Source organism: Virgisporangium aliadipatigenens (genome assembly GCF_016863615.1).
In the GTDB taxonomy this organism is placed as follows: Bacteria; Actinomycetota; Actinomycetes; order Mycobacteriales; family Micromonosporaceae; genus Virgisporangium; species Virgisporangium aliadipatigenens.
Genome location: NZ_BOPF01000010.1, coordinates 199,266 through 213,301, shown reverse-complemented (window position 1 = coordinate 213,301; position 14,036 = coordinate 199,266). Strand labels below are relative to the sequence as shown.

Genomic DNA, 14,036 nt, shown 5'->3' with positions numbered 1-14,036 from the left:
ATTCTCCTAGTCGGGCTCGTAGGCCAGGTTGGGGCGCAGCCAGCGCTCGACGTCCGCGACGGCCATGCCCCGGCGGGCGGCGTAGTCCTCGACCTGGTCCCGCCCGAGGCGCCCCACCGTGAAGTAGCGCGACGCCGGGTTGGCGAAGATCAGCCCGCTGACGGCGGCGGCCGGCGTCATCGCGTACGAGTCCGTCAGCCCGAGCCCCCGCTGCTCCGCCTCCAGCAGGTCGAACAGCTCCCGCTTGAGCGTGTGGTCCGGGCTCGCCGGGTAGCCGAGCGCGGGCCGGATGCCGCGGAACCGCTCGGCGTGCAGGTCCGCCAGCACCGGCTCGGCGTCGGGCTCGAACCACGCCCGCCGCGCCTCCAGGTGGATGTACTCGGCGAACGCCTCCGCCAGCCGGTCGGCCAGCGCCTTCACCATGATCGCGCGGTAGTCGTCCTGCTGGGCCTCGTAGTCGCGGGCCAGTTCCTCGGCGCCGTGGATCGCGACCGCGAAGCCGCCCAGGTGATCGTTTGCCGGTGCCACATAGTCGGCGAGGCTGCGGTTGGGGCGGCCGGCCGGCTTCTGGGTCTGCTGGCGCAGCATCGGGAAGCGCACGCCGTTGCCCAACACGATGTCGTCGCCCTCGGACGCCGCCGGCCAGAACCCGTACACGCCCTCGGCCGTGAACGACCCGTCCGCGATGATCTTGTCGAGCAGCGTGTTGGCGTCGTCGAACAGTTCGCGCGCCACCGGCTGGTCCAGGATGGCCGGGTACTTGCCCTTCAGCTCCCACGCCAGGAACAGGAACTGCCAGTCCACCATCGCCCGCAGCGTCGGGATGTCCGGCCGCACCACCTTCAGCCCGGTGAAGGCCGGCACCGGCAGGTCGCCGAAGTCGACCGTCTCCGGGTTGGCCCGCGCGGCGGCGAGCGACAGCATCGCCGCGGCGGAACGGTTGGCGTGCTGCTCGCGCAGCCGGTCCTGCTCCGCGCGGTTGGTGAGCGCCAGCTGCTCGGCCCGGTCCGGGTCCAGCAGGTCGGAGACCGTCCCGACGACCCGCGACGCGTCGAGCACGTGCACGGTCGTCCCGTCGTACGCGGGCGCGATCCGCACCGCCGTGTGCTGGCGGGACGTGGTGGCCCCGCCGATCAGCAGCGGCAGCTTGAGCCCGCGGCGCTGCATCTCGGTCGCGACGCTCACCATCTCGTCCAGCGACGGCGTGATCAGCCCGGAGAGCCCGACGGCGTCCGCCCCCTCGGCCACGGCCGTGTCGAGGATCTTCGCGGCCGGCACCATCACGCCGAGGTCGATCACCTCGTAGTTGTTGCAGCCGAGGACCACGCCGACGATGTTCTTGCCGATGTCGTGCACGTCGCCCTTGACCGTCGCGAGGACGACCTTGCCCTGGCCCCGCCCGGTGTCGATCTCCCCCCGGGCTCGCGCCTCCTCCTTCTCCTTCTCCATGAACGGCTCCAGGTACGCCACCGAGCGCTTCATCACGCGCGCGCTCTTGACCACCTGCGGCAGGAACATCCGCCCCGAGCCGAACAGGTCGCCGACGACCTTCATCCCGTCCATCAGCGGACCCTCGATCACCTCCAGCGGCCGGGCGAACTGCTGCCGGGCCTCCTCGGTGTCCTCCTCGATGAACTCCACGATCCCGTGCACGAGCGCGTGCGACAGCCGCTCGTTGACCGGCGCCTCCCGCCACGACAGGTCGACGGCCCGCTTGGTGCCGCTGCCCTTCACCCGCTGGCCGAACTCCACCAGCCGGTCGGTGGCATCCGGGCGCCGGTCGAAGATCACGTCCTCGACCATCTCCAGCAGGTCCTTGGGGATGTCCTCGTACACGGCCAGCTGGCCGGCGTTGACGATGCCCATGTCCAGCCCGGCGCGCACGGCGTACAGCAGGAACGCCGAGTGCATCGCCTCGCGCACCACGTCGTTGCCGCGGAACGAGAACGACAGGTTGGAGATGCCGCCGCTGGTGCGGGCACCCGGGCAGCGTTCCTTGATCCGCGGCAGCGCCTCGATGAACGCCTTCGCGTACCCGTTGTGCTCGCTGATGCCGGTGGCGACGGCGAGCACGTTCGGGTCGAAGATGATGTCCTCGGCCGGGAAGCCGACCTTCTGCGTGAGCAGGTCGTACGCGCGACCGCAGATCTCGACCTTGCGGTCCGCGGTGTCCGCCTGCCCCTGCTCGTCGAACGCCATCACGACGACACCGGCGCCGTAGTCCCGGATCCGGCGGGCCTGCTCCAGGAAGGGCTCCTCGCCCTCCTTGAGGCTGATCGAGTTGACCACGCCCTTGCCCTGAACGCACTTCAGCCCGGCCTCCAGGACGCTCCACCGGGAGCTGTCGATCATGACCGGGATGCGCGCCACCTCGGGTTCGGTGGCGATCAGGTTGAGGAACGTCGTCATCGCCCGCTCGCTGTCGAGCAGGTCGGCGTCCATGTTGACGTCCAGGAGGTTGGCGCCGCCGCGGACCTGTTCGAGCGCCACGTCGACCGCGCCCTGGTGGTCGTCGGCCTCGATGAGCCGGCGGAACTTCGCGCTGCCCGTGACGTTCGTCCGCTCACCGATCATCACGAAGCCGGTGTCCGGCCCGATGGCGAACGGCTCCAGCCCGCTGAACCGGGTGGCCGGCGCGATGGCCGGCACGCGGCGCGGCGCGGCCCCGGAGACGGCCGCGGCGACCTTGGCGATGTGCGCGGGCGACGTGCCGCAGCAGCCGCCGGCGATGTTGACCAGCCCCGACGCCGCGAACTCCCCCAGCAGCGCACCGGTCTCGGCCGGCGTCTGGTCGTACCCGCCGAACGCGTTCGGGAGGCCGGCGTTGGGGTGGCTCGCCACGTAGGTGCCGGCCAGCCGGGCGAGCTCCTCGACGTGCGGGCGCATCTCGGTGGCGCCCAGCGAGCAGTTGACGCCCACGACCAGCGGCTCGGCGTGCGCCACCGAACGCCAGAACGCCTCGACGGTCTGCCCGGAGAGGGTGCGCCCGGAGAGGTCCACGATCGTGACGGAGATCCACAGCGGCAGGTGCGGCGCCACCTCGCGGGCCGCGGCGATGGCCGCCTTGCAGTTGAGCGTGTCGAAGATGGTCTCGATCAGGAGAAGATCGACGCCGCCCTCGGCCAACCCGGCGATCTGCTCCGCGTAGGCGGCCTTCACCCGGTCGAACGACGACGCGCGGTACGAGGGGTCGTCGACCTTCGGCGACATCGACAGCGACACGTTGAGCGGCCCCACGGAACCGGCCACGAAGCGTCCGCCGACCTCGTCGGCGGCCTGCCGGGCGAGGCGCGCGCCCTGGACGTTCATCTCGCGGACGAGGTGCTCCGTGCCGTAGTCGGCCTGGGCGATCGAGGTCGCGGTGAAGGTGTTGGTGGTGGTGATGTCGGCGCCCGCGGCCAGATACTGCCGGTGCACGTCGAGGATGACGTCGGGGCGGGTGAGGATGAGGAGGTCGGGGTTGCCCGTGACGTCCTTCGGGTGGTCCTCGGGAATCAGGCCGCCGCGCCGGTAGTCCTCCGGCGTGAGGCCGGCGCCCTGCAGCATGGTGCCCCACGCGCCGTCGAGAACGGCGATCCGCTCGTCGAGCAGGCGACGCAGAGCAGCGGTGGATTCCACCAGCGATACCTCCGAAGCATCTCGGAGGCGCCCTTGCTCGGTACTGCTCGTGGTCGAGCGTGGCGGACCCTAGGCCCGTTGCAGCGCCTCTCGACCTGACCTCCGAGGGTACCGGACGTTCATGAGCGAGCGGCAGCCGTCACCCGCCCGGGCGCCGTGGCGCAGATCACCCGTCCCGCGATGCGGACAACCAGGTCTCGGGGTCCCGTCCGGCCACGAACCCCAGATGTGGACTCGCCGGCGCGACGCCCGCTAGTCGCCGCATGCTCCCGCGCGGCGGACAACTCCTCGGCCGCCAGCAGGCCCGGAAGGATCACGAAACCCTGGGCGTTCACGCCGGCGCGTACGCCTCGAGCAGCGCCGACGCGCGCTCCGTCGCCGCCTCGGGCGACACGTCCGGCGAGCCGATCAGCGGATCCCAGTTGAGGTCCAGGAAGACCTCGGTGACCCCCTGCACCGCCAGCGCGTCGAGGTCGCCGCGCACCTTGTCCGGCTCGCCGTGCAGCAGTCGCACGCCCGGGTCGGTGCGCAGCACGCCGCGCACCACGACGCGCACGCCCGCCGGGTCCTTGCCGGCCTCGGCGGCCCCCTGGCGCACCAGGTCGACGCTGTCGGCGATCTCGGACAGGTCGGCCCGGCTGCTGCTGACCCAGCCGTCGGCGATCCGCCCCGCCCGCTTCAACGCGGCCGGCACCGTGCCCCCGAGCAGGATCGGCGGCCCCGGCCGGGTGACCGGCTTCGGCGCCATCCGGCTCGGCGGCACGGTGTAGAACTCCCCGGCGTGCGAGCTGACCTCGTCGCCCCACAGGGTGCGCAGCACCTGGACGAACTCCTCGACCCGCTTGCCGCGCCGGGCCCCGTCCGAGCCGGTGGCCGCGAACTCCACCTCCGACCAGCCGGCACCGAGCCCGAGGTCGAGGCGCCCGCCGCTCAGTCTGTCCACTGTGGACGCCTGCTTGGCCACGATCGCCGGCGACACGAACGGCACGTTGAGCACCGCCACGCCGAGCCGGATCCGGGACGTGTGCGCCGCCGCGAAGGCCAGCGTCACCAAGGGGTCCAGCACGCTGCGATAGACGGGATCGAGCTGCTGGTCGACGCCCACGAGCACCCGCTGGAACGTCCACAGTGAACGGTAGCCCAGCTCCTCGGCGCGCCGGGCGACCCGCGCGACGATCTCCGGCTGCGCCCACGCGCCCGATACCGGCAGTCCGAATCCGACGTCCATGACTCCTAACCGTAAACGAGTTCGTTGCTGCTGGTGCGCCGTGCGGCCGTCGCGACGACCGGCTGGCGGGTGGCGAGAACGGCGCGCCCGCGCGCGAGCCGGGCTTCTTCCTGGAGGCTCTTGCGGGCGGCGGAGGCGGTCTCGGCCTGCCGCCACGCCTCGCGTTCGGCGGCCGACGCGGCGCGGTAGGAGCGCAGCAGCCGGTCCCGCGCGGCCCGCCGCAGCAGTGCGTCCAGCTCGAACGGGTGCCGCTCCGGGTCGAATCCGTTGCGGTGGAACAGGATGTCGAGCAGCTGGTCGGAGTCGATCTGCCCGCGCCGGAACGCCTCCTGCGCGGCCTTGTGCAGTTCTTCGGGCGTTCGGGGGGTGGCCTCCGGGGTCGGGTAGGCGGCGGCCTTGTCCAGCCGGCGCCATTCGGCATCGGCGGTGTCGTAGGCCTTCCAGGCGGCCTCGGTGGCGATGTGCGCGGCGAGCCACTGGTCGCGACGGCGTTCGGCCATCTCGGTGGCGCGCTCGGCGGCGGCCCCGATCTCGTCGGCGTAGCGGCGCGACTCCGCGGCCCGCTTCCCGAACGACGGCTTGCCAAGGGCGGCCCGCGCGGCGCGGGCCTTGCGCGAGCGGCGCCAGTCGAGGAAGCCGAAGAGCATGGCCAGCAACGCGAACGGGGCGGCGACCGCGGCGGTCAGCAGGAACCAGATGGACAGGGCGGTGGGCATACCGGACGCGAACGTGTCGGCGGCCGGCGAGAAGACGTCGGACATGGTGAGGCTTCCTGCTCGTGGGGAAACACGGGGAGAGTGGGACCGGCGGGGAGCACGGGAACTACGGCGACACCCGTTCCCAGAAGCCGGGTACCGCGAAACACGTGGAGGTCAGACGGCGGGTGGAGCCCGCGACCCGACAGCGACCGGGGTGACCCCGGCGGGGACAACGGCGTCGGTCCACAGTGGAGCCGCCACGGCGACCACCACGGGTCGCGCGGGCTCCTCGGCGGGCGAGGGGGCGACCGTCTCCGCGGCGGCGACCGGGGCGTCCGCCTGCGCCACGACCGCGGACGCGGGCGGTGGCGTCGTGACCACGGCCGGTGCCTGGAGGTACCCACCGCTCAGCGCGAACGTCAGCGCCGCGAACACGGAGGCCCACCGGCGACCACGGCGCGCGCACCACCGCACACGGCGGGTACGCGAATCGACGGTCACGGATGACAAAATACCCGGTCAGAGCCCTGCGGCGCACCCGCCCGCCCGAGTGACTCCCACTATGTGGGAGGGTGTATTCACCCGCCGAGCACGTCCATCTCTTCGGTGAACAGCTGACCCAACCGTTCCCGCCGCTCGACCGAGGACGGCCCGACCATCGCCCGGCTCGGCATCTCCACCAGCATCAGCAGATAGAGATGGAGCCGATACAGAGCGAGACGACGGCGGGCCGCGTTGTCGAAGCGCACCGGCCCGGCCACGGACTCGTACCCGCGCACGAACGGGTGCTCCGGCTCGTCCTCGATCCGCCGCCGCAGCGCCGGGGAGACGAAGTCCACGAGCGGGTCGCCGAAGAGGTAGCGCTCGCCGTCGACGAGGCCGCCCAGCGCGAGGCCGCCGCCGTCGTCGGTGACGGCCAGGACGTTGCCGTCCCACAGGTCGAAATGCAGCAGCGCGGGGCGTTCGACGCGGTCGAGGGCCCACGCGTGGCGCGCGACGGCCTCGCGCACCCGCCGGGCCGAGACGGGCAGCGGCACGCCCCAGTCGTCGCCGTCGGAGAGCAGGTCCTCCACCATCGCGGTGAACGCCGCCCGCCAGGCCCCGCGGTGCACCCGCAGCCCCGGGTAGCCGAAGCGCGGCCCGGTCACCCGGTGCAGGTGCGCGACCGCCGCGCCCAGTCCGTGCCGCACCGGCGCGTCGTCCGCCCCCGGGGGCAGGTCCGGCAGCGCCGTCCCGGGCAGGAGCGTCGTCACCATCCAGTTCCCGCCGTGGTACAGGATCTCCGGCGTGGGAACGGCTTGTGCCCGCTCACGCACGAGTCGGAGATATCCGGCCTCGGCGTCGATCAGGTCCCGTTCGTAGCGCAGGAGGCGCACGCCGGGCGGCGGCCCCACCTTCAGCACACCGGTGCGTCCGTCCGCGAGGCGCAGGCGCCACACCGCGGCGAAGCCGCCACCGCCCAGTTCGGCACAGTCGGCGAGCACGGCGTCCGCCCCGAACGCCTGCCGCGCGTACGCCTCGAGCTGCCCCGGCGTGAGCCGGACCTGCGTGGGGCTCCTCATGCGCAGAAGCGTAACCACCAGGCGCCGGGCGCCCTTTCCAGGACCCTATCGGTGGATTGTCCACAGTAGAACGTCACCAGGGCACGACGGCCCCGTCGTCGGCGTAGAAGCCGCCGGTGGGGCCGTCGTTACCGACCGTCGCCAGCCGCACGACGTTCGCGGCGCCGGCGGCGGCCGGGCGGGTGCCGGCGTGGTTGTTGAAATCCGTGGCGCAGTAGCCGGGGTCGACGGCGTTCACGAGGATGCCGGTGCCGCGCAGTTCCTTGGCGTACTGCACGGTCAACGCGTTCAGCGCGGCCTTCGACGGCACGTACGCCGCCGAGCCGGGCAGCTGCCCCAGCGGCCCCCGGAAGTCCCGCTGGACGTGCAGCGAGCCGACGCTGCTGGAGACGTTGACCACGCGCGGCGCGGCCGACCTGCGCAGCAGCGGCAGGAACGCGTTGGTGACGTTCATGACGCCGACGACGTTGGTGTCGAACACCGCGCGGACCACGGCCGGATCCGAACCGGTCAGCGGCATCCAGCCCCCGCTGACCGCCGCGTTGTTGACGAGCACGTCGAGCCGGCCGTAGGTGGCGTCCACGAGAGCGGCCGCCGCGACGGCGCTCGCGGGGTCCGTCACGTCCAGTTCGACCGGATGCACGTCCGCACCGGTGGCCCGCAGCGCGGCGACGGCCTCCTCGCGGCGGACCCGGTCCCGCGCGCCGAGCAACACGGTGGCCCCGGTCGCGGCCAGCTGCGCCGCCGTCTCGAAGCCGATGCCCTTGTTTCCCCCGGTGACCAGGGCGATGGTGGTGTTTGCCATGCGCCCAGCCAACCCGCGCCGGCCCGACGCGGCGATGACGAACCGGGTCCGCACCGATACCGTGAGGGTATGGATGGGCTGGACCGGCGGGACCTGGAGTACTTCGTCGCCGTCGCGGAGGAACTGCACTTCGGCCGCGCCGCCGAGCGCCTCGGCATCGCCCAGCCGCCGCTGTCCCGCGCCATCCGCGCGCTCGAACGGCGCCTGCGCGTCACGCTCTTCGCGCGCACCAGCCGCCGGGTCAGCCTCACCCCGGCCGGCGACGTCCTGCTGCGCGAGGGGCGCCGGGCCCTCGACGCGCTCGACGCGGCCACCAGGCGCACGACGCGCGCCGGCCAGGGCGCCCCGCGGCTCGTCCTCGCCACCAAGCCCGGCGGCGACTCCCGGATGCTGCCCGACATCCTCGCCGCCTACCGGGCGCAGCCAGACGCGATCGCCGTCGAGGTGGCCGTCTGCGGCATCGGCGAGGTGGCCGCGCACCTGCGCGACGGGCGGGCCGACGTGGCGCTGCTGCACCGGCCCTTCGACGACCTCTCCGGGTTCGACCACGAGGAGCTCAAGACCGAGCCGATGGTGGCCGTGCTGCCGGCCGGGCACCGGCTCGCCGGGCGGGAGAGCCTCGCCTGGGCGGATCTGGCCGGCGAACCGCTGCCGAGCTGGCCCGGCGACAAGGACTCCGGCCCCGGCCCCGCGGTGCGCGACGGCGGCCAGCTCATGTACCTGATCGCACTCGGCGAGGCCGTCGCCGTGCTGCCCGAGAGCTGCCGCGACGACCTGCGGGCCGGCCTCGTCACGGTGCCGATGCGCGACGCGGAGCCGGTCGTGACGCTGCTGGCGTGGCCGGAGGGCAGCCGTTCGCGGGCGCTCGCGGGCTTTGTGCGCGCGGCCTGCGAGGCGGCGGCCTACGCGAACGGCTTCGTCTCCCGGTAGTGCCGCCGCGCCCCCGGGTGCAGCGGCACCGGGCCGGTGGCGAGCGCGGTGCGCGGGTCGATCCGCCGGGCGGCCGGGAGCGCCGCGATCAGTGCCGGGCGGGCGTCGAACAGCAGGCCGGTCAGCGCGCGGGCCACCGCGTCGGGCAGTTCGGCCGAGGCGACCAGCAGGTTGGCGACGCCCACGGTCACGTCGCCCTCCGGGGTGTCGTACACGCTCATCGGCATCGAACGTTCGGCGTACGTGCCGCCCCAGCTCGCCCGCAGCTGCTCCACCTCGTCGGTCAGCCGCAGCAGCCGCAGGCGCACCCGCTCGCGCACCCGCAGGATCGGCGCCAGCGGCGGAGCCCCGCTCACCACGAACGCGTCCACCGTCCCGGCCGCCAGCGCCTCGGCCGCGTCCGCCACGCGCAACGGGATCGGCTGCACGTTCGCGTTGATCGTCAGCCTGCCCGCGGCCAGCAGGCGGGTCGTGACGAGTTCGGCCCCGGGGGACCCCGTACCGAGCCTGCGCCCGGCGAAGCGCGGCAGCTCCCGCACGCCCACGTCGACCCGGGTGAACGCGTGCACCACGTCCTCGTAGAGGTTCGCCAGGGCCAACACCGGCAGCGCGCCGCGGAACGGCGGCTCCCCGCCGCGGGCCACCGCCACCAGGTCCGCCGGCGCGAACGCCACCGCCGCGCCGCCGCCCGTCACCAGTTCGAGGCTCTCCCGGGGGCCGGTCGCGTCGACCACCCGTGCCTCGATCGACCAGCGGTCCCGGGCGTGTGCGGCCAGCGCCTCGGCGATCGGACGGAAGCCGTCGTCCGGGCCGCCGGCCGCGATCGTCAGGCGTTCCAGGGGCGGGGCGGCGGCGCCGTCACAGCCGGCGGCCGGCAGCGCGGCGGCGAGCGCGCCGGCCGTGCGCAGGAACCCCCGCCGGTCCATCACGCCCGTTCCGTCCCGGACGCGCCCGCCGCGACGGCGCCGTCCCGCCCGGCCGCCTGCAGCACGATGCGCGCGTGCAACCCGTGCGGCCGCGCGGGAAGCAGTTCCAGCCGGCCGCCGGAGGCCGTCACGAGCGAGTCGGCGACGGTGACGCCGAGCCCGGAGCCGTCGAGGTTCTGGTGATCCGGCCGGCGCCAGAACGCCTGCGCCGCCCGCGCGAGATCCTCCGCCGGCATCCCCGGCCCGTCGTCGACGACGTGCACCGCCACCCGGCCCTCGCGCGCCGGCTCCACCGACACCACCACCTCGGCGCCCCGACCCGCGTACTTCACGGCGTTGCTCAGCAGGGCGTCGAGCACCTGGTCCAGCACCTGCGCGGCCACCCGCACCGGCACGCTCGCGGCCCCCTCGCGGCGCAGCCCCACCCCGGCCAGCTCGGCCATCGCGCGCCAGACGCCCACCCGTTCGTCGGCGACGGCACCGGCGTCCACCGTGGTCACGTCGGCGGCCGTCACCTCCGCCCGGGCGTAGGAGAGCAGCGCGTCGCACATGTCGCGCATCCGGGTCACCTCGTCGGCCAGCAGGTCGAGGTCGTCCGCCCCCTGCGGACCGACGGAGGGGCGCAGGTTGTCCAGGCACAGCCAGATCGTCGCCAGCGGCGTGCGCAACTGGTGGCTCGCGTACGACACGAAGCTGCGCTGCCGTTCGACCAGGGTCGCGATCCGGTCGGCCATCCGGTTGAACGCCGTCGCGAGCGTGCGCAGCTCCGGCGGCCCGGCGTCGGCCGGCACCCGATCGTCGAACCGCCCCTCCGACAGCGCCTCGACGGCCAGTCCCAGGGTCTCCACCGGCCGCGTCATCCAGCGCGCCAGCGGTCCGGTGACGGCCGCCCCGGCAGCCAGCACCAGCAGGCTCACCGCCGTGATGAGCAGCAGCGTGCGCCACGCCAGGGCGCGCAGCGCCGACACCGGCGACACCGACAGGACGGCACCGAGCACCTCGCCGCCCGGCCCGATCGGCGACGCTACCACCAGCGGCTCGTCCCGCCACGGCCAGAACGTCTCCTGCAGCGCGGCGTGCCGGCCGGAGAGCGCCTGGTCCAACCGCTGCGCGAGCGGCCCGGCCGACAGGTCCAGCCCGTCGCGGGAGGCGAGCAGCGGCCGGCCCGTCCGGTCCACGATCACCACCGCGATCCCGAACATCTCGTCGTACTGCCGCACCTGCGCACCGAGGTCGACATCCCGCCCGGTGCGCACGAACTGCTCCGCCAGATCCGCGAACCGGGCCGTGTCGTTGAGCCGGTCGATGAACATCTCCCGCGCCGAACGCCCGGTCAGCGCGGCCGCCAACGGCAGATCCAGTCCCAGCAGAACCAGCGCCAGCAGGCTCACGAAGATCAGGCGCAGCCGGCGGCGCATCAGCCGGACTCCTCCTCGGCCGCGCTCAGCCGGTAGCCGACCCGGCGCACCGTGTGGATCATCGCCGCGGCCTCGCCCAGCTTCCCCCGCAGCGTCGACATGTGAACCTGCAACGTGCGCCGCATGGGCGGCCAGGTGGTGTGCCACACCTCGGCCAGCATCCGATCGCTCTTCACCGTCCTGCCCGGCTGCGCGGCGAGCATCGCCAACAGCTGGAACTCGATGTTGGTCAGCGCCACTTCGGACGTTCCCACGAAAGCCGTGTGACTGTCGACGTCGACCCGCAGCGGCCCCACGGTATGCACCCCGGCGGAGCGGGGCCGGGCCCGCCGCAGCACGGCCTCGATCCGGGCCTGCAACTCGGGAAACCCGAACGGCTTGACGACGTAGTCGTCGGCCCCGCCGCGCAGCCCGGCCACCCGGTCCCGCTCCTCGGCGCGGGCGGTCAGCACGATGATGCCCGCGTCGCTGCGCTCGCGCAGCCGGCGGCACAGCTCGAACCCGTCCATGTCCGGCAGCCCCAGGTCCAGCAGCACCAGGTCGGCCACCGGCGCGGCCAGCGCCGCGGCGCCGGTCATCGCGTGGTCGACCTCGTAATCCTTGTGGCGCAACGCGGTCACCAAGGCCCGCGCCAGCCGGAAGTCGTCCTCGACGAGCAGTACCCGCATCGGTCCTCCTCGTTGTCCTGCGTCGATGGTCCTACACTCACGCCAACCCCGGCACGGCGTCAGGTTAAGAGCGGGGGCCGGTCGCGGACCCCGGCGCTTTGCAGAAGCTTGACGTTCAGGCGCGCTGGAAGCCGATCCAGCTCATCCCCCAGCCGCGGCGCGCGGGCGACGGGGCGCTCAGCCGCAGCACCTGCGGCCCGGCCGGCAGGTCGACGGTCCCGGGCACGGCCACGATCCGCCAGAGTCCGTTGGTGTTGACCGGTGTCACCACCGTCGACCCGGCGACCTCGAGCCGCACGGCCGCGTTCGGCACGTTCTCGAACGTCCACACGCGATACACCACCCGGTAGCGCCCCGCGACGGCCACGTGGACCGGGATCTCGATCGGACCGCCCTGATGACCGAATCCAGTGTCGTCGATGAGGATGAAATCGTTGCCGGGAACGCCGTCGTAGCCGCATCCGGTCTCCGCCGGCCAGGGCGCGCAATGCCCGAAGTAGGCGTCCGGGTCGACGTCGACGGTGGCGTCCACGCCCGCGCGCAGCCGGGTGGTTCCCGTTCTGGTCCGTTCCAGTTGCACCACGGTCTCCTGGCCGGGCAGGCCGGACAGCGGCACCGGCGGCGGGTCGAACAGGTCGCTCAGCCGCACCGCGTACAGGTACTGGTCGCCGGTGACCTCGTCGCGCGAGCCGTCGCCCTGGTACGCCGCGATCCACAGGGTGTGCCCGGCGGCGACCACGCCCGGCCAGCTGTCGCCGGTCAGCGGCGTCGGCTGCGGCAGCAGCACGCGCCCGAGGTCGACCGGCGTCCCCATCCGGAACGTCATCCCGGGCCCGTGCCCGCTCACCCGCACCGACATGAGCGTGCCGGTGAGCGTGAGCGCCACCATGACTCCGGTGTCCGGGTCGGGGATCAGTCCCGTCATGCCCACCAATCGGTTGGCCTGCACCAGATCGAAGTCCGGACGGCAGGCGACGCCCCACGTCTGCGCCCCGTCGGCGCCCCGCGTGCGGTAGTCGCCCGCCGGCCGCCCGTCGGGCCGGCACGCCGCGAGGTTGCCGCCCGGAAAGTAGAGCGCGAGGCTGCCGCCGTTGAGGTTGCTGTGGCGGGCCGCCCACAGGTTGCCGTCGCGGTCGTAGCGCAGCGCGCCGTAGCCAACGAACGGCAGTTCCTTCTTGTCCGAGCGGGTCCCCGGGATCAGCGGCGGCGTCGTCGGCCGGATCCCCTCGCCGGACAGCGTGAAGGCCTGCAGCACAGGCGCCCGCGGGGTGCCGTCCGGTGCCGTCACGTCGAGGCCGACGACAAACCGTTCGTCGCCTTCGACCCCCGTGGGGTCCGCGTGCACCTCCCGCGGCGCCACCCGCAGCCCTTCCATCCGGGGGAACGGGTAATGCGCGCCCATCCGCACGACGTAATCACCGCTCCCGGGCTGCCGTTCGACGCGCATCACCCGCAGACCCGGCGGGTCCGCCACGGCCGCCACGAGCCGGCCGGAGGCCGGCAGCGCCGCCAGATCCCCGAACGCCGCACACGAACCGTCGGCACACGTCCCCGGGTCGAGCGCGTCGATCCCGGCGGCACTGCGCACGTTCTCCGGCCGAACCGTCCACTGTGGACCATCGCGGGTCAGCACACCGAGCACCGGCCAGGTGCGCTCCGCGGCGGGCCCCGGATCCGCGACCGACCGGCGCACCGTGAACGCCACCGCGTCGTCCGGCCCGCCCAACGCCACCAGCCCGCGCACCGAACCGCCGGCGAGCGCACCGGCGGGAGTCCGCACGGAGGTCTCACCCGTGGTCGTCGGCACCCGCACCGTCGTCGACCGCCGCGCCACCGGGTCGAACGTCGTCAGCACCGTCTGCGCCGACCTCGAACGCCCCTCCCAGGACTGCGTGACGCCGGCGACGACAAGGGTCCCGTCGCCCGCGCCGATCACCCGTCCGGCCATGACGCCCGGCGGAAAACCCCATCCGGGGACCGCACGCGTCGACGCCGTCTGTCCACTGGGGACGGTCGTCCCGAGCGAACCGAACGCGCCGGCCCGCCCGTACACCGTCACGGTGCCCGGCGGCCCCTCCTCCGGAACGGCAACCCGCCCCGGACCCCGGCTGCCGGCCGCCGCCAGCACCAGCGCCCCGCAGAGGAGCACACCGCAGAGTCGCCTGACGCGCACAGCGCCAAGG

General features: G+C 73.7%; 11 protein-coding genes. 1 reads left to right on the top strand and 10 read right to left on the bottom strand.

Annotation, left to right across the window (positions count from 1 at the left end):
• Positions 1–6 precede the first annotated feature (6 nt).
• From metH to Val02_RS16725, 6 genes are all read right to left on the bottom strand, one after another.
• A complete protein-coding gene (metH, locus tag Val02_RS16750; protein WP_373317903.1) occupies positions 7–3,618 on the bottom strand; it encodes a methionine synthase in 3,612 nt (1,203 codons plus the stop codon).
• A 331-nt stretch (positions 3,619–3,949) separates the two neighbouring features.
• Positions 3,950–4,846, bottom strand: a complete 897-nt coding sequence (locus tag Val02_RS16745; RefSeq protein ID WP_203899994.1) for a TIGR03619 family F420-dependent LLM class oxidoreductase — start codon at positions 4,844–4,846, stop codon at positions 3,950–3,952.
• Between the two features lie 5 nt (positions 4,847–4,851).
• The gene (locus Val02_RS16740) at positions 4,852–5,607 is read right to left on the bottom strand and encodes a hypothetical protein (RefSeq protein WP_203899993.1); all 756 of its coding nucleotides are present in this window, start codon (positions 5,605–5,607) and stop codon (positions 4,852–4,854) included.
• A gap of 111 nt (positions 5,608–5,718) precedes the next feature.
• A complete protein-coding gene (locus tag Val02_RS16735; protein WP_203899992.1) occupies positions 5,719–6,045 on the bottom strand; it encodes a hypothetical protein in 327 nt (108 codons plus the stop codon).
• A 77-nt stretch (positions 6,046–6,122) separates the two neighbouring features.
• On the bottom strand, positions 6,123–7,106 hold the full coding sequence (locus Val02_RS16730; protein ID WP_203899991.1) for a phosphotransferase: 984 nt from the start codon (positions 7,104–7,106) through the stop codon (positions 6,123–6,125).
• Between the two features lie 73 nt (positions 7,107–7,179).
• A complete protein-coding gene (locus Val02_RS16725; protein ID WP_203899990.1) occupies positions 7,180–7,911 on the bottom strand; it encodes an SDR family NAD(P)-dependent oxidoreductase in 732 nt (243 codons plus the stop codon).
• Positions 7,912–7,989: 78 nt separating this feature from the next.
• Between Val02_RS16725 and Val02_RS16720 the strand changes: the two genes are divergently transcribed.
• The gene (locus Val02_RS16720; protein ID WP_203900096.1) at positions 7,990–8,841 is read left to right on the top strand and encodes a LysR family transcriptional regulator; all 852 of its coding nucleotides are present in this window, start codon (positions 7,990–7,992) and stop codon (positions 8,839–8,841) included.
• Here Val02_RS16720 and Val02_RS16715 read toward each other — a convergent pair.
• The 4 genes from Val02_RS16715 to Val02_RS16700 form a co-directional block, all read right to left on the bottom strand.
• Complete coding sequence (locus Val02_RS16715; protein ID WP_239153068.1) at positions 8,814–9,767, bottom strand: TAXI family TRAP transporter solute-binding subunit; 954 nt, start codon at positions 9,765–9,767, stop codon at positions 8,814–8,816. The two genes, Val02_RS16720 and Val02_RS16715, sit on opposite strands and share 28 nt — an antisense overlap.
• A complete protein-coding gene (locus Val02_RS16710) occupies positions 9,767–11,185 on the bottom strand; it encodes a sensor histidine kinase (RefSeq protein WP_203899988.1) in 1,419 nt (472 codons plus the stop codon). The genes Val02_RS16715 and Val02_RS16710 overlap by 1 nt, the downstream gene beginning before the upstream one ends.
• Positions 11,185–11,853, bottom strand: coding sequence for a response regulator transcription factor (locus Val02_RS16705; protein WP_203899987.1), 669 nt, complete (start codon positions 11,851–11,853; stop codon positions 11,185–11,187). The genes Val02_RS16710 and Val02_RS16705 overlap by 1 nt, the downstream gene beginning before the upstream one ends.
• 115 nt (positions 11,854–11,968) lie before the next feature.
• Positions 11,969–14,026, bottom strand: coding sequence for a carbohydrate-binding protein (locus Val02_RS16700; protein ID WP_203899986.1), 2,058 nt, complete (start codon positions 14,024–14,026; stop codon positions 11,969–11,971).
• Between the last annotated feature and the right edge of the window lie 10 nt (positions 14,027–14,036).